We start from the raw sequence: 15,858 nt of genomic DNA, 5'->3' as shown, positions 1-15,858 counted from the left end.
CGAGACCGTCGCATGAACGTGGCAAGCACGATGTCCCTTCCCCTGGCCCGCCTGCGCGGCGTGCGCCACCACTACGGCAGGACGCTGGCGCTGGACGGCCTGGACCTGGCGCTGCCCGCCGGCCAGGTGTTGGCGCTGCTCGGTCCGAACGGGGCAGGCAAAAGCACCGCCATCAGCCTGCTGCTGGGTCTGCAGCGGCCCGATGCCGGCACGGCGGACCTGTTCGGCCTGCCGCCGCAGGACCTGGCGGCACGCCGGCGTACCGGCGTGATGCTGCAGGCCGCGGCGGTACCCGACACGCTGAAGGTCCGCGAATTGCTCGACCTCACGCGGGCGTACTACCCGCAGCCCCGCAGCGTCGCCGACCTGGTCGCGCTGGCCGGACTGGACGGCCTGATGGCGCGTCGCTACGGCCAGCTCTCCGGCGGCCAGCAGCGGCGCGTGCAGTTCGCCCTCGCGGTCTGCGGGCGGCCGGCGCTGCTGTTCCTCGACGAGCCCACGACCGGGCTGGACATCGATGCGCGCCAGACCTTGTGGAAGGCGATCCGCGAACTGCGCTCGCAGGGGTGCGCGGTTTTGTTGACCACCCACTACCTGGAAGAAGCCGAAGCCCTCGCCGATCGGGTCGTGGTGGTGAACCACGGGCGCATCGTGGCGGAAGGTACCGTCGCGCAGGTCCGGGCCCATGTGTCCCAGCGCCGCATCCGCTGCACCAGCGCGCTGCCGGCCGAGCGCGTGCAGGCATGGCCGGGCGTGCAGCTGGCGCAACGCGACGGCGCGCGCCTGGACATCGTCGCCGACGCCGCCGAATCCGTAGTGCGGCGCCTGCTGCATGAAGATGCCGCGCTGTCCGACCTGGAGGTGCAGCGTGCCGGCCTGGCCGAAGCCTTCCTTGCCCTCACCCGCGATACGCAGAAGGAAGCCGCCTGATGGACACCGTCGCCACCGTTCCGTTCTCGTCCACGCGCGCCTACCTGCTGGAAGCGCGCTACGAATTCCTCCGCCTGCTGCGCACACCGTCGTTCTCGCTGCCCTGCCTGCTGTTCCCGCCCGTGTTCTACCTGCTGTTCGGCGTGCTGCTCGGCGGCAAGGGCGGACCGGTCGCTGCGCACTACATGCTGGCCGGCTATGGCGTGTTCGGCGTGATCGGCGTGGCGCTGTTCGGTTTCGGCGTGACTGTCGCGATGGACCGCGAGCAGGGCCTGCTGACGCTCAAGCGCGCGCAGCCGATGCCGCCGGGCGCGTACCTCGTCGCGAAGATGGCCATGGCGCTGCTGTTCGCCGCGATCATCCTGCTGCTGCTCGCCGCGCTCGCGGCCGGCGTGGCACACGTGCAGCTGTCGGCCGCGCAATGGGCCGCGTGGGCGGCGACGTGCCTGGTCGGCGTGTTGCCCTTCAGCGCGCTGGGCCTGTGGCTGGGTACGCTGGTCGGCGGCCGCGGCGCGCCGGCGCTGATCAACCTCATCTACCTGCCGATGGCGTTCCTGTCGGGCCTGTGGGTGCCGCTGGCGATGCTGCCGACGATCCTTCAGACGCTGGCGCCCGCATGGCCGGCGTATCATCTGGCGCAGATCGCGCAGCAGGCCGTCGGCGTGGGGGCGGGGCGTACGCTGGCGCTGCACGTGGCCGTGCTGGCCGCCATCACCGCACTGTTCTTCGTGCTCGCCCGCCGCCGCCTGGTGCGGTGAGCCGGCGCCGGCACCAGGAGTCGTCCATGCAGCATCCGCCCTCATCCCTGATCGCACCGCTGACGCGCCTGCGCGATCGGCTGGTCCCCGAAGCGCTCGGCCTGGGCTGGATGCCCATCTTCCTGCTGGGCTACCTGGTGTTCCTGTTCATCCCGGTGCTGGTGCCGTCCAATGCCGACTGGGGCGAGGGCGTGCGCTGGTTCCTGTGGCCGACGCTGGTGTCCATCACGGTGTTCCTGCCGATGTACTTCCTGGCGTATCGCGGCAGCGCGATGACGCGCGTGCTGTGTGCGCTGGGCATCGCCGCACTCGGCTACGGGCTGATGCCGTTCAACGCCTTTTCCAACACCTACGTGATCTACGCGGCGGCCTTCATCGCGCTGCTGCCGGGATCGATGTGGGTCCGGGTCGAAGTGTTCGCCCTCCTGATCATCGCGTACTGCGGCATGGCGGCGTGGCTGGGGTTCCCGGTGTTCGTGCCGGTGGTGACCGCGATCGTGTCGGTGGCGGTGTTCACCGGCAATTACTTCCAGTCCGAGACGGTACGCAAGCGCGCCGAACTGAAACTCTCGCACGAGGAAGTGCGCCGCCTCGCCGCGCTCGCCGAACGCGAACGCATCGGCCGCGACCTGCACGACCTGCTCGGCCACACGCTGTCGCTGGTGGCGCTGAAGTCCGACCTGGCGGGACGCCTGATCGAGCGCGACCCGCAGGCCGCCCGCAACGAGATCGACGACGTCAGTCGCGTCGCCCGCGACGCGCTGGCGCAGGTGCGCCGCGCAGTGACCGGCATCCGCGCGGCGGGACTGGCGGCCGAGCTCGCCTCCGCGCGCCTGCTGCTGGAATCCGATGGCGTCACCCTGCGGTACGACGCGCAAGAGGTGGCGATCCCCGCCGACCTGGAGACCGTGCTTGCGCTGAGCCTGCGCGAGGCGGTGACCAACATTCAGCGGCATGCGCGCGCGAGCATCGCGGAGGTGGTGCTGGCCGCCACGCCGGAGCACGTCACCCTGCGCATCCGCGACAACGGCGTCGGCAGCGCGGCGGTGCCCGGCAATGGCTTGAGTGGCATGCGCGAGCGCGTCGAGTCGCGCGGTGGCCGCCTGCGCGTGGATTCCACGCTGCGGCAAGGCACCTGCGTGGAGATCACGCTCCCGCTGCCGTCGGGGGAGACGGCGGCGTCCGTCGAGCGGCAACCCGCGATCGCAGAGACAGGTGTGGGAGCGACGTAAGTCGCGATGCAACATCCCGGATGGTTCAGAGGCGTGGAGACGTGGCGAGGCGCCCGGACGCGGATTTCATGCGATCGCGACTTACGTCGCTCCCACATCGGAACTTCCCGCTTCGTCACGTGGCGACGGACGCGACGACTCCCAAGACGCTGCATGATTTGGTAGCGTGACGTTCACCCCTTCCACCGTGATTTCCCGATGATCCGCGTACTCCTTGCCGAAGACCAGGCCATGGTGCGTGGCGCGCTCACCGCGTTGCTCGGCATGGAAAGCGACATCGAGGTGGTCGGCAGCGCCGCCGATGGCGAAGCGGCGTGGCGTGAGCTGCAGCGCCTGACGCCCGACCTGCTGGTCACCGATATCGAGATGCCCGGACTGAGCGGACTGGAGCTGGCACAACGCATCCAGCGGCATGGGATGGCGTGCAAGGTGGTCATCGTCACCACGTTCGCGCGCGGCGGATTCCTGCGGCGCGCAATGGATGCCGGCGTGTCGGGTTACCTGCTGAAGGATGCGCCGGCCGAAGACCTGGCCGAAGCCTTGCGCAAAGTGCACCGCGGCGGCCGCGCCATCGATCCCCAACTCGCGCTGGAAGCCTGGTCCGACGCCGATCCGCTCAACGACCGCGAACGCCAGGTGTTGCGGCTCGCGGGCGAGGGCCAGTCGGCCGGCGACATCGCCAGGCAGCTGAACCTGTCGCAGGGCACCGTTCGCAACTACCTGTCCGAAGCGATCGGCAAGCTCGGCGTCGCCAACCGCATCGAAGCCTATCGGCTGGCGCGGCAGCGCGGCTGGTTGTAAGAATCAGGAGACCCCGTGGGAGCGACGTAAGTCGCGATCGCACGTCATCCGATCAAGGAAGTCGCGCAGCATCAGGGTTCGACCCTCGCAGTCCGCGTCGGAGCCAGTTCGCGACTTACGTCGCTCCCACGGCATACGAAACGACCCGTTCGTCAACCGCCGTAACGCGCCTTCAGCATGGCGTACGCACTGCGCAGCGCGAGGGCTTCGCCGCCGGCGGGACGACCTGCGCGGTCGTTGTCGTTCCAGGCGTACACGTCCAGATGCGCCCACTTCATGCCGTCGGGCACGAAGCGCTCCAGGTACAGCGCCGCCGTGACCGCGCCGGCCATGCGCGAGCCGGCGTTGGCCAGGTCGGCAATGCCGCTGGTCAGATAGCGCAGGTACGGGCGCCACAGCGGCATGCGCCATACCGGGTCGCGCATGCGTTCACCGGCCGCGATCCACTCGTTCGCCACGGTGTCGTCGTTGGCGAACAGCGCCGGCAGGTCGGGCCCCAGCGCGATGCGGGCCGCGCCGGTCAGCGTGGCGAAATCGAGCAGCAGGTCGGGCGCCTGTTCGCCGGCATAGGCCAGCGCATCGCACAGGATCACGCGACCTTCGGCATCGGTGTTGTCGATCTCCACGCTGACGCCCTTGCGGGTGGCGATCACTTCGCCGGGGCGGAAGGCGTTCGGGCCGATGCTGTTCTCCACGGCCGGCACCAGCAGGGTCAACCGCACCGGCAGGTTGCGGGCCATCACCAGGCGCGCCAGGGCGATCGCGTGCGCCGCACCCCCCATGTCCTTCTTCATGTGGCGCATGCCGTCGGCCGGCTTGATGTCCAGCCCGCCGGTATCGAAACACACGCCCTTGCCGACCACCGCCACGTGCGGATGCGCCGCGTCGCCCCAGCGCAGCCCGATCAGGCGCGGCGCGCGGTGCGAGGCACGGCCCACGGCGTGGATCGCGGGGAAGTTGTGCGCCAGCAGTCCTTCGCCTGCGATCACCTCGAGCTCGGCGCCATGCGTGGTCGCCAGCTCGCGCACCGCGTCCTCCAGCTCGTCCGGGCCCATGTGCTCGGTCGGCGTGTTGACCAGGTCGCGCACCTGCAGGCTGGCCGCCAGCAGGTCGAGCGCTTCGGCGTCGGCATCCGGCAGGACCAGGCGCGCCGGCGTGCGCGGCGGCTGCTTGTAGCGGTCGAACCTGTAGCTGCCCAGCCCCCACCCCAGCTGCAGCGCCACCCGTGCGTCGGCGGAAAGATCCGTGGTCACGCGCCAGTCGCCCGCGGGCAGGCCGAACGGGGCATGCGCGTACGCGTACGGGTCCAGCGGGTCGCCGATGCCGATGACGGCCCCGGCCAGCCCCTGTTCGCCCGGCAGCGCCAGCAGCGAGCCGAGCGAGGCGGTGAAGTTCTGTGCATCCAGCCAGGCATTCACCGCCGGCGATTGCGTCGCGCGCCATGCGGCCAGCTGCGTGCGTTCCAGCACATGCAGGGGACGGGCATCGGCGGACGAGTCGGTGTAGGCGAGGGCAGCGCTCATGCGGCGGCGGGTTCCGTGGCGAAATCGGGGTGGGCGTCCAGCCAGTCGGCCAGCGCGGTGAGGGTGGCGAATTCCAGGTCCGGGCGCAGCGCTTCGTGCGGCCATGCCTGCGGTATGCCCGCATGGTCTTCCGGACGGTTTATCCAGCAACTGCGCAGGCCGGCGCGCAACGCACCGACCACGTCCATCTCGACATGGTCGCCGACATGCAGCACCTCGCCCGGCGGCACGCCCAGCCGCTCGCACGCGGCATGGAAGATGCTGGCTTCAGGCTTCGCCACGCCATGTTCGCGCGAGTGCACCTGGTGCACGAACAGGTGGCCCAGCCCGATCCGCTGCAGGTCGGCGTTGCCGTTGGTCACCGCGGCGATCGGCAGGCGCGCGGCGATGCGCTGCAGCGCCTCCAGTGCGTCCGGGTAGTACTCCACCTGGTTGCGCGCGGCGTAGAAGGTTTCGTACGCCGGCTCCAGCAAGGCCATGTCGGCGCCGCTCTCGCGCAGGGCGTGTTCCAGCGTCAGCCGGCGCAGGATGCTGAGGTCGTGCTTGTACTGCGGGTGGGCGGCGAAGACCTGCTCGCGCACCAGGCGCATCCGCTCGACGGGGAACATGGCGGCGGTGGCGGGGCTGTGCTGGCGCAGCCAGTCGTCGAGGACGCGCTCGATGCGTGCGCCGATGGGGGCGAACGGCCAGAGGGTGTCGTCGAGGTCGAGGGTGATGGCGCGGACGGGGAAGCTCATCGGCGCGATTTTACACCCGGCGGGGAGGGGGCCTTTCACCGGCGCCAGGATGAATCCCCTCTCCCTGCGCGAGAGGGGTTGGGGCGAGGGGCAACGAAGTCCGTCGCCCATGCGCACTGGAACTATCCAGAGGCACGCTGCCATTCTTGCTTTCCGGGCTTGGCGGGATGGTTCCTTGACGCGCAAGGGTGGCGCCGCTGGCCGCGGGGGCCCTACTTTTCTTTGCTTGTGCAAAGAAAAGTAGGCAAAAGAAACACACCCCGGCGGTCCGCCCGCCGCTGAGCGGCGGGTTCGCAGTCACGACGGGAATTTTCGGACGGGGCCTCCTGCCCCGGCCGAAAACGGCGCACGTCCTGTGCGCCGCCCCTGCGGGGTTTTACCCGCCGCGACTGCCGGACCTCAGGGGCCCCGAGAGCGGCGTCTGACTGACCAACGCGCGCTTTTGCGGTTGGTCTTGTCTTCTGGCCCCATGAGGCACGGCGAGTGGGCCGGGTACAACCCGAAGGGCGCCGTCATGGATGACGGCGTTTTCGTATGGCACATGGATGTGCCTTACGAAAATTCCCGGCCCGCTCGCGGACCCGGAGCGAAGCGCAGGGCGTGCCGCCTGGGGTGTGTTTCTTTGCTTCTTTCTTTGCACAAGCAAAGAAAGAAGGCCCCCGCGGCGAGCGGCGCCATGCCTGACCCAAAGCCCCGCCTACGAAAGACGCACTCAACACGTTCATCATGAGTGTGCGTTTCGAATGAGCGGCGGATGTGGAGAAGTCGCTGATAGCCGATGAGGACCGACTTCGTTGCCCCTCACCCCAACCCCTCTCTCCCACAGGGACTTCCTTCGGTCGCCGCAGGGAGAGGGCTCTTGGGGCAGTCGTCACTCCAGCAGCCGCGCCCATCCTTCCATCCCTTCCACCCGCGCCAGCACCAGCTTCACGCACACCAGCAACGGCACCGCCAGCAGCAGTCCGATGATCCCCCACAGCCACCCGAACAGCATCAGCGCCAGGATCAGCACCAGTGGCGACAACGCCATCCGCTTGCCCAGGATGATCGGCGTGATGATCTGTCCCTCGATCGTGTGCAGCACCAGGTAAGCGATCGCCGGCAGCATCGACTGCAGCGGCTGGTCGAAGCTGATGAAGCCCACCAGCAGCATCGACACCATCCCGATCAACGGGCCCACATAGGGCGCGAAGTTCAGCAGCGTCGCCATGGTGCCCCACAGCAGCGCTTCGGCCAGCGGCAGGCCCAGCAGGTACAGCACCCCGGCGAACACCAGGCCCACCACCGTGTTGATGATGCTGATGGTCAGTACGTAGCGCGACACCTCGCGCTCGATGGAGTGCAGGATCTCCACGGTGAATTTCTTCTGCTGCCGCCCGGGCAGCAGCGCGATCGCGTTCCGCTGCAGGTTCTCGCCGTACACCATGAAGAAGAACGTCAGCAGCACCACCGCCAGCAGCGACGCGAGCACGCGCGGGGTGGCCAGCAGCTTGCCGTACGGGTCGTCCGGCGTGGCCTGTACCACTTGCGGCTGGCGCCCGGACGCCTGCGCGCCGGCGGCGGCGCGGGCGAAACTCTCCGCGGCCTTGTTGGCGTCCTGCACCGGCTTGGTGAGCTCGCGAAGCTTCGGCGCCAGCTGGCGCATCTCGCGCGGCGCCTGCTGGGCCCACTCCATCGCCGAGGGCAGCATCTTCTGCGCCAGCAGGCCGGTCGCCGCCATGCCGCCGAGCAGCACGATCAGGGCGCCGAGGAAACGCGGGACGTACAACTTGCGCAGCACGCGAATGATCGGGTTGCCGACCAGCGCGAAGAACATCGCCAGCAGCACCGGCAGCAGCAGGTCCTGCGCCGCCCACAGCGTATAGCCGACGGCCAGCGTCGCCAGCACCAGCATCGGCGTCGAACCGCGGGGACGCGAAGGCGGCGGAGTGGGCGCCGGGATGTCGGAGGACGCGGGTGTGCTCATGGACAGGGGGCCGCCTGGAAGGATGCGCGATTGTGCAGCGGTCCCTGTGGGAGCGACGTGAGTCGCGACCCCGCGCGGTGGCGGTCAGGAAGTCCCCACCGCTCACGGTCTTCCAGGACACAAGGGTGCAACGGGACGTCGTTCGTGCGGTCGCGACTCACGTCGCCCCTGCAACAGACCCCGGCGTCAGCGCTCGGACAGCTCCGTTGCCGCTTCGGCCGGCCGCGGGGCGGTCGCCACGATGCGGTCCTCGTCGAAAGCCTCGTCCACCATCGGCTCGTCCTCCTCCTCGACCACCGCGCCGTCGGCCTGGGCCTGCTGCTGCACATCCTGTGCGGTGTCGGCGGCCTGCTCGGCGGTTTCCGCGGCAGTGGCGGCCTGCGCGGTGGCCAGGAAACTGGAGACCGCGGTGAACATCTGCATCCAGCGCGCCCCGGTCAGTGCGCGCAGCGGTTCGGCGCGGCCCACCAGGAAGCCGCTCACCACCCCGGCGATGACGATGCGTCCCGGCGTCCAGCCTTCGCGCCATGAGTCCTTGAGGATCGTCCAGTACAGCGAGGACTGCGCGCTGCGCAGTTCCACCCGCCTCTCGGCCCGTGCCACGTGCTGCTGCAGCTGTTCGAAGCGCATCAGGGGCCTCCGGTGCCGGGGGGCGGCGTGCCCGGCGGAAGTTCGTCGTCGTCGGGGCTGCCGTTCTCGTCGAACAGGCCCAGCCGCGACAGCTGGCGCCGGGTCGCATGCATGCCGGTGTAATCGAAGTAACGGCTCACCCGCCAAGCGGCGAATGCGGTCATGGCCAGGCTGAGGAACGCTGCCAGCGAAAGCGACTGCAGCCAGGAGAAACCGAACCGCTGCATCAGCGCGATCAGCGCGCCGGTGATCAGCAGCCAAGCGGACGCACCGAACACCACCGCCACGCATGCCCACGCCAGCGCACGGCCGAAGGCACTGCGGGCCAGCGCGAAATCCGCCGACACCAGCGCACGCATCGCACGACCGGTGTCCTTCGCGGACCCGTACGCAGCGCGCCCGGCTTCACCGACCTCCTTGAGGCTGTCGATGAAGTCGGGCGGCGGGGCGTCGGTGTCGCGGGGCGCGTCGCTCACGCGGCGGGCTTACTTGTCGCCGCCGCCGCTGCGCGCCAGCTTGGCGATGATCCAGCCGGCGGCAAAGGCCACGCCGAAGGAGGCGATCGGCCGCTCGCGGATCAGGTCGGCGGCACTGTCGATCAGGTCGCGACCCTTGTCCATCAGCGCATCGACCTGCTCGCGCGCCGCGCCGCCGCCGGCTTCGGCCGCCGCCAGGCCCGACAGCGCGCCGTCGGCCAGTTCGGATTTGACGTTCGCCTTGCCCAGGCGCAGCTCGTCGCCCGCGGCGCTGGCGGCGCCCTTGATCGCTTCGCTGGCGGCCGCCGCGGCGGAGGCCAGGTGCGAACCGGCTTCGCCCAAGTTGGACTTCAGGGCATCGGTATGTGTGGGAATGCTCATGGGTGTCTCCTGCAGGCGGGGGATGGGGGCACTGTAATGCACGCGGGTGAACGCGCTGTTAGATGGGTGGGGGAAGGAGTGAATAGGGAGCAGTGAAGCGTGAGCGGACGCAAGGACCTCCCTCCTTACATCTCACTTCTCCCCCTCACTCCCGCACCTCACTGCATCAGCAGCCGCCCCGTGCCGCGGCCGCGCAGGATGTCCAGCACCAGCTGCGCCGGCTTGCGCTCGAAGCTGGCGCGGAACCCCGGCAGGTCGCCGAACTCGCCGCTGCTGCTGCGCACGATGATGTCGCCCGGACGCAGCCCGCTGTTCCAGGCGCGGCTGTCGCGCGCCACGTTGCTCACCTGCACGCCGCCCTGCGCGCCGCGCAGCATGCCGCGCAGCGCCTGCCGCGCGGATTCGTCCAGTTCCTTCAGCGTTGCGCCGGCCAGGCGCGGGTCGAGCGTCGCGCCCTCGGCGTTGCGCACGCCTTCCTTCAGCGCCACGTCCAGCTGCAGCGACTTGCCATCGCGGCGCACGTCCAGCGCCACGCGCGTGCCCACCGGCTGCAGGCCTTCGAAGTTGTGCAGGGCGGCGCGGTTGTCGATGCGCTGGCCATTGGCCGCCATCACCACGTCGCCGGGCTGCAGGCCGGCCGCGGCCGCGGCCGAACCCGGATACACCCGCGTCACCAGCGCGCCACGCGGCACGTCCAGCCCCAGCCCGCGCGCCGTGCGCTCGTCCACGTCCTGCGATTCCACGCCGAACGTGCCCCGGCGCACCACGCCGTTGTTGGCGATCAGCTGGTCCATGATGCCGCGCGCCATGTTGATCGGAATGGCGAAGCCCAGGCCGATGTTGCCGGCCATGCTGCCGCGCGGGTTGAAGCTGGCGGTGTTGATGCCCACCAGCCGGCCCTGCAGGTCGACCAGCGCGCCGCCGGAGTTGCCCGGATTGATCGAGGCGTCGGTCTGGATGAAGTTCTGGTAGCCCGCCACCGGAATGCCGCTGCGGCCCACGGCCGACACGATGCCCGAGGTCACCGTCTGGCCCAGCCCGTACGGGTTGCCCATCGCGACGACGAAGTCGCCGACCTGCAGCTGGTCGCTGTTGGCCATCGGCACCGCGGTCAGGCCCTGGGTGGGGATGCGGATCAGGGCGACGTCGGTATCCGGGTCCGACCCGATGAACTCGGCCTCCACCTGGCGACCGTCGTTGAGCGTGACCGACACACCGTCGGCGTTCTCCACCACGTGGTGGTTGGTCAGCACGTAACCGCGCGCGGCGTCCACGATCACGCCCGACCCCAGCGCGCGCTCCACCCGTTCGCGCGGCATGTCGGGGATGCCCAGGATGCGGCGGAACACCGGGTCGTCGCCGAACGGCCCCAGCGGGCTGGCCACGCGCACGGTCTGGCGGCTGTACACGCTGACCACCGCCGGGGTGACGCGCTTGAGCATCGGCGCCAGCGAGGGCAGCGCCTGGCCATCGACGGTCGCCGGCAGGGCGGCCGCGGCCGGCACCGCCGCGGCCACGCCGGGCGCGGCCTGGGCCGGTGTCTGGAAGACCTCATGGAAGCCGGTCGCCGCGAAGCCGCCGAACGCGGCGGCGGCGGACAGGGCGATCAGGGTGGGAAACGGGCGCAGCGCTTTCTTCATGGTCGGTCGGCAGCTCGTCGTCGTGTCGGAGGGAACGGGGGCCCAGGGCCTCCCGCGAACCTGAATGAGTCTGCTGACGGACCCCTAAACCTGCAATGAAGTTCGCCGCGTGCCCGCCGCAAACCGACCCCCGCCCGTGATGACGGACGGTGGGTCCCTGGCCATGCAATTGTCATGTCAATCCGGTTGACAGGGGGAAACCCCGGGCGTAGTTTGGCGTCTTCGTGCTGACACAAGATGTTGCGGTCCAGCACGAGTCGGACCCAAGCACTGGTGTTTCTGTAGAAAAAGCCTGCGGGCTCAGCGCTTGGGAAATCGGGCGCCTTTGGGGATTGGCGCATGAGGGCGAGGGAAGCGGTGGGCACCACGGCGACGGCAGGTCCCATTTCCACAATCCGGCAACCGGCGCGGCGCATCCTGTGCGGCCGCCCGCGGTGCCGTCCCTGTCCGTCGGCACCGCAATGAATCATCGGGGTGGGCCCTGGCCCGCCCGCCACCACAGTCACTGAAGTTCCAGTCGTTCAGGAGAACAACACAACCATGAGTACGGTGCGCCTCGAGGCGATCAAGACGGAACAGCCCACCCTGGTCCCCATGCAACCGGCGTCCCAGGACATCTGGGACAAGAAGTACCGGCTGAAGACCAAGCAGGGCGAGGCCCTCGACGCCGACATCGACGGTACCTACCAGCGCGTGGCCCGCGCCCTGGCCGACGCGGAAGCCAGCCCCGAGAAGCGCGCCTACTGGTACGAGCGCTTCGTGTGGGCGCTGCGCCGCGGCGCCATCCCGGCCGGCCGCATCACCTCCAACGCCGGCGCCCAGCAGCACAAGCCAGCCACCAGCACGATCAACTGCACCGTCTCCGGCACCATCGAGGACTCGATGGACGGCATCCTGGACAAGGTCCACGAAGCCGGCCTGACCCTGAAGGCCGGCTGCGGCATCGGCTACGAGTTCAGCACGCTGCGACCGAAGGGCGCCTTCGTCGCCGGCGCCGGTGCGTACACCTCCGGCCCGATGTCCTTCATGGATATCTACGACAAGATGTGCTTCACCGTCTCCAGCGCCGGCGGCCGCCGCGGCGCGCAGATGGGCACGTTCGAAATCTCCCACCCGGATGTCAAGGACTTCATCCGCGCCAAGCGCGAAGACGGCCGCCTGCGCCAGTTCAACCTCTCGCTGCTGATCACCGACGGCTTCATGGAAGCCGTGGACACCGACGCCGACTGGCCGCTCGTGTTCCCGGTGAACATCAAGGAGAAGGGCGACATCAACTTGGAAGACCCCAGCCAGGTCGTCTGGCGCGAGTGGCCCACGCACAAGAACTACATCGTCCGCGACGACGGCCTGGTGGCCTGCAAGATCTACGGCCACATCCGCGCCCGCCACCTGTGGGACATGATCATGGTCTCGACGTACGACTACGCCGAGCCGGGCTTCATCCTGATCGACCGCGTCAACGAGATGAACAACAACTGGTGGTGCGAGACCATCCGCGCCACCAACCCGTGCGGCGAGCAGCCGCTGCCGCCCTACGGCGCCTGCCTGCTGGGCTCGGTCAACCTGACCACCTTCGTGCGCGACCCCTTCACCGACCAGGCGCGTTTCGACTGGGAGGAATACAAGGAAGTCGTGCGCGTGTTCACCCGCATGCTCGACAACGTGGTCGAAGTGAACGGCCTGCCGCTGGAACAGCAGCGCCAGGAGATCCTGCGCAAGCGCCGCCACGGCATGGGCTTCCTGGGCCTGGGCAGCACGCTGACCATGCTCAAGCACAAGTACGGCAGCGCCGAGTCGTGCGAATTCACCGAAGCCATCGCCCGCGAAATGGCCGTGGCCGGCTGGGAAATGGGCCTGGCCCTGGCGAAGGAAAAGGGCCCCGCCCCGATCATGGAAGAGCGCTTCCCCGTCACCGCCGCCATGCTGCGCCAGCGCCCGGAAATGGCGAAGGACGGCTGGAAGGTCGGCCAGGAGATCCCCGGCAAGGTGCTGCACGCCAAGTACAGCCGCTACATGCAGCGCGTGGCCACCGTCGCCCCCGACCTGGTGGACGAACTGGCCGAAGTCGGCAGCCGTTTCACCCACCACAGCTCCATCGCGCCGACCGGCACGATTTCGCTGTCGCTGGCCAACAACGCCTCCAACGGCATCGAGCCCTCGTTCGCGCACCACTACAGCCGCAACGTGATCCGCGAAGGCAAGAAGTCGAAGGAAAAGGTCGACGTCTACTCCTACGAGCTGCTCGCCTACCGCGAACTGGTCAACGGCAAGGCCATGCCGTTCTCGGACGATCCGGACGCGAAGCTGCCCGACTACTTCATCGCCGCCGACGACATCAGCCCGAAGGAACACGTCGACGTGCAGGCCGCCGCGCAGAAGTGGGTCGACAGCTCCATCTCCAAGACCGCCAACGTCCCCACGGACTATCCGTACGAGCAGTTCAAGGACATCTACCGCTACGCCCACCAGCAGGGCCTGAAGGGCTGCACCACGTTCCGCTTCAACCCCGCCGCCTTCCAGGGCGTGCTGGTGAAGGAAGCCGACCTGGAGAACACCACCTACCGCTTCGAGCTGGAAGACGGCAACGTCATCGAGGTGAAGGGCAACGAGCAGATCGAGTACGACGGCGAGATGCACACCGCCGCCAACCTGTTCGACGCGTTGAAGGAAGGGTATTACGGCAAGTTCTGAGGTAACCCCTCAGCGCGTGCCTGCTGTTCTCCTCTCCCCGCCTGCGGGGAGAGGATGCCCGGAGGGCAGGTGAGGGGGAGCGAGCGCAGCGAGTTGCGTTGGCTCTTCGCGAAAAGCGGCCCCTCATCCGCCTTCGGCACTTTCTCCCCGCTCGCGGGGAGAAGGGAAAGAAAGCACTCCCCTCGCGGGAGAGGGTGCCCCGAAGGGGCGGGAGAGGGGAGGCGAGCGCAGCGAGTTGCTGTTGCTTCCCGCGAACAGCGTCCCCTCATCCGTCCTTCGGCCACCTTCTCCCACAAGGGGAGAAGGAAAAAGCAACAAGCGATTCACCGGCTTCACACGTTCCACCCCGCGCCATCGGGTATAGCATCGGCAGCGTCAACCAACCTCGCCCACAAGGAGGGCAACATGAGCAACGGTAATGGTGTCACCGCGACGCTTTCCGGCGCAGCCGAAAGCGTGAAGGAAACAGTGGCTGGGATCGGCGAAGCAGTCGCTTCCACCGCCAGCGAGACGGTCGCCAAGGCCAAGAAGGCCGCCAAGAAGGCGCGCAAGACGGTCACCGCCGACATCGCCAAGGCGAAGAAGGCCGTGGCCAAGCGCACCGACAAGGCCACCAAGGCGGTGAAGAAGACCGTCGCCAAGGCCAAGAAGAAGCTGGCCGCCGCCAGCAGCGCCGCCAAGGCCGAAGCGGCCAGCCTGCAGAAGAAGGTGACCGGCAAGAAGGCCGCGAAGAAGGCGACCAAGAAGTCGGCCGCCAAGAAGGCGACGAAGAAAGCCGCCACCAAGAAGACGGCCGCCAAGAAGGCCGTGAAGAAGGTCGCCCGCAAGGCCGCCGCCAAGAAGGCGCCGGTCAAGAAGGCCGCCAAGAAAGCAGTGAAGAAGGTCGCCCGCAGGGCGCCCGTGAAGAAGGCGGCGAAGAAAGCCGCTCCGAAGAAAGCGGCCAAGAAGGCCGTGCGCAAGGCAGCCCCGAAGAAAGCCGCAAAGAAAGCCACCAAGAAAGCGGCCCGTAAGTAAGACCTGATGCTTCACCCCTCCTCCCCCGGGTCCGGGGGAGGGTTGGGGCGGTCGCCGGCCCGGAAGGCCAGGCCCCGCCCATCGACGACAACTTTCAGAACACGAACAGGATTCCACCGTCATGGCCGTCAAGATCGACAAGAAAATCAAGGGCTACAGCGTGCTCACCCCGGAAGACAAGGCGCGCGAAGCCGCGGCCGCCATTCCGACGGCGTCGGTGCCGCGCGAGACGGTGGAAAAGGAAACCCCGCAGGACAACATCATCCAGATGCACGAGCGCATCGAGCGCCCGGAAGTCCTCATCGGCAGCACCTACAAGATCAAGTCGCCGCTGGTGGAGCACGCCATGTACGTGACCATCAACGACATCGTGCTCAACGCCGGCACGGAGCACGAGCTGCGCCGTCCGTTCGAGATCTTCGTCAACAGCAAGTCCATGGAGCACTTCCAGTGGATCGTCGCGCTGACGCGCATCATGTCGGCGGTGTTCCGCAAGGGCGGCGACGTGACGTTCCTGGTCGACGAGATGAAGGCCGTGTTCGATCCGCGCGGTGGTTACTTCAAGGCCGGTGGCGTGTACATGCCGTCGCTGGTGGCCGAGCTGGGCGCCATCGTCGAAGAGCACATGAAGTCGATCGGCCTGATCCACGACCCGGAAATGAGTGCGCACCAGCGCGCCATCCTGGCCGAGAAGCGCAAGCAGTACGAAGACCGCGCAAAAAAAAACTCTGACGTCGTAGAAACTGTGACCGTTGCACCGGCCGCGCCCGCGCAGGGCGCCGCCGAGGACATCGCCGTCACCGGCGATGGCGCCAGCTTCCCGCCCTCTGCCACCCTGTGCCACAAGTGCAACACCAAGGCCCTCGTCATCATGGACGGGTGCGCGACGTGCTTGAACTGTGGTTATTCGAAGTGTGGGTGACTTAGTTACTAAGGGGAACATCGATGCCGTGCTACATAGTCTCCTACGACCTGCTCAAGCAAGGTCTGAATCGCCCCGGTTTCAGTAGACATCTCCAAGCCGTACATTACGGCAATCATGGAGGTGTGTATGAGCGGCAAGCGGTATTCGGATGAGT

At 68.2% G+C, this 15,858-nt stretch carries 14 protein-coding genes; 7 read left to right on the top strand and 7 right to left on the bottom strand.

The annotated features are described in order from the left end of the window. Positions 1 to 30 precede the first annotated feature (30 nt). From Q0907_RS17180 to Q0907_RS17165, 4 genes are all read left to right on the top strand, one after another. A complete protein-coding gene (locus Q0907_RS17180; RefSeq protein WP_296282796.1) occupies positions 31 to 930 on the top strand; it encodes an ABC transporter ATP-binding protein in 900 nt (299 codons plus the stop codon). Further along, on the top strand, positions 930 to 1,688 hold the full coding sequence (locus Q0907_RS17175; RefSeq protein ID WP_296282797.1) for an ABC transporter permease: 759 nt from the start codon (positions 930 to 932) through the stop codon (positions 1,686 to 1,688). Before Q0907_RS17180 ends, Q0907_RS17175 begins: the two co-directional genes overlap by 1 nt. A 26-nt stretch (positions 1,689 to 1,714) precedes the next feature. Then, the gene (locus tag Q0907_RS17170; RefSeq protein ID WP_299347070.1) at positions 1,715 to 2,920 is read left to right on the top strand and encodes a sensor histidine kinase; all 1,206 of its coding nucleotides are present in this window, start codon (positions 1,715 to 1,717) and stop codon (positions 2,918 to 2,920) included. A gap of 198 nt (positions 2,921 to 3,118) precedes the next feature. Then, the gene (locus Q0907_RS17165) at positions 3,119 to 3,721 is read left to right on the top strand and encodes a response regulator transcription factor (protein WP_299347068.1); all 603 of its coding nucleotides are present in this window, start codon (positions 3,119 to 3,121) and stop codon (positions 3,719 to 3,721) included. A 152-nt stretch (positions 3,722 to 3,873) separates the two neighbouring features. Here Q0907_RS17165 and Q0907_RS17160 read toward each other — a convergent pair whose 3' ends face one another. The 7 genes from Q0907_RS17160 to Q0907_RS17130 all read right to left on the bottom strand — a co-directional run bounded on the left by Q0907_RS17160 (position 3,874) and on the right by Q0907_RS17130 (position 11,062). Next, the gene (locus Q0907_RS17160; protein ID WP_299347066.1) at positions 3,874 to 5,244 is read right to left on the bottom strand and encodes a leucyl aminopeptidase family protein; all 1,371 of its coding nucleotides are present in this window, start codon (positions 5,242 to 5,244) and stop codon (positions 3,874 to 3,876) included. Further along, positions 5,241 to 5,981, bottom strand: a complete 741-nt coding sequence (locus Q0907_RS17155; protein WP_299347065.1) for an HAD-IA family hydrolase — start codon at positions 5,979 to 5,981, stop codon at positions 5,241 to 5,243. The genes Q0907_RS17160 and Q0907_RS17155 overlap by 4 nt, the downstream gene beginning before the upstream one ends. Before the next feature lie 871 nt (positions 5,982 to 6,852). Then, a complete protein-coding gene (locus tag Q0907_RS17150) occupies positions 6,853 to 7,947 on the bottom strand; it encodes an AI-2E family transporter (RefSeq protein ID WP_296282802.1) in 1,095 nt (364 codons plus the stop codon). 186 nt (positions 7,948 to 8,133) lie between these two features. Then, the gene (locus tag Q0907_RS17145; protein WP_296282803.1) at positions 8,134 to 8,577 is read right to left on the bottom strand and encodes a hypothetical protein; all 444 of its coding nucleotides are present in this window, start codon (positions 8,575 to 8,577) and stop codon (positions 8,134 to 8,136) included. After that, a complete protein-coding gene (locus Q0907_RS17140) occupies positions 8,577 to 9,053 on the bottom strand; it encodes a phage holin family protein (RefSeq protein ID WP_299347064.1) in 477 nt (158 codons plus the stop codon). Before Q0907_RS17140 ends, Q0907_RS17145 begins: the two co-directional genes overlap by 1 nt. Before the next feature lie 9 nt (positions 9,054 to 9,062). Further along, a complete protein-coding gene (locus Q0907_RS17135) occupies positions 9,063 to 9,434 on the bottom strand; it encodes a hypothetical protein (protein ID WP_299347063.1) in 372 nt (123 codons plus the stop codon). Between the two features lie 158 nt (positions 9,435 to 9,592). Beyond that, complete coding sequence (locus Q0907_RS17130; RefSeq protein ID WP_299347160.1) at positions 9,593 to 11,062, bottom strand: Do family serine endopeptidase; 1,470 nt, start codon at positions 11,060 to 11,062, stop codon at positions 9,593 to 9,595. Positions 11,063 to 11,614: 552 nt separating this feature from the next. Between Q0907_RS17130 and Q0907_RS17125 the strand changes: the two genes are divergently transcribed. From Q0907_RS17125 to Q0907_RS17115, 3 genes are all read left to right on the top strand, one after another. After that, positions 11,615 to 13,765 carry an adenosylcobalamin-dependent ribonucleoside-diphosphate reductase gene (locus Q0907_RS17125; RefSeq protein ID WP_299347062.1) on the top strand — a complete coding sequence of 717 codons (2,151 nt, stop codon included), beginning with the start codon at positions 11,615 to 11,617 and terminating at the stop codon, positions 13,763 to 13,765. Positions 13,766 to 14,170: 405 nt separating this feature from the next. Further along, positions 14,171 to 14,779, top strand: coding sequence for a hypothetical protein (locus Q0907_RS17120; RefSeq protein WP_299347060.1), 609 nt, complete (start codon positions 14,171 to 14,173; stop codon positions 14,777 to 14,779). Between the two features lie 121 nt (positions 14,780 to 14,900). After that, positions 14,901 to 15,701, top strand: a complete 801-nt coding sequence (locus Q0907_RS17115; RefSeq protein ID WP_299347058.1) for an NrdJb — start codon at positions 14,901 to 14,903, stop codon at positions 15,699 to 15,701. Positions 15,702 to 15,858 lie beyond the last annotated feature (157 nt).

Source organism: uncultured Pseudoxanthomonas sp., from assembly GCF_947498795.1.
Classification (GTDB): Bacteria; Pseudomonadota; Gammaproteobacteria; order Xanthomonadales; family Xanthomonadaceae; genus Pseudoxanthomonas_A.
This window is presented reverse-complemented; position numbering and strand designations above follow the sequence as displayed.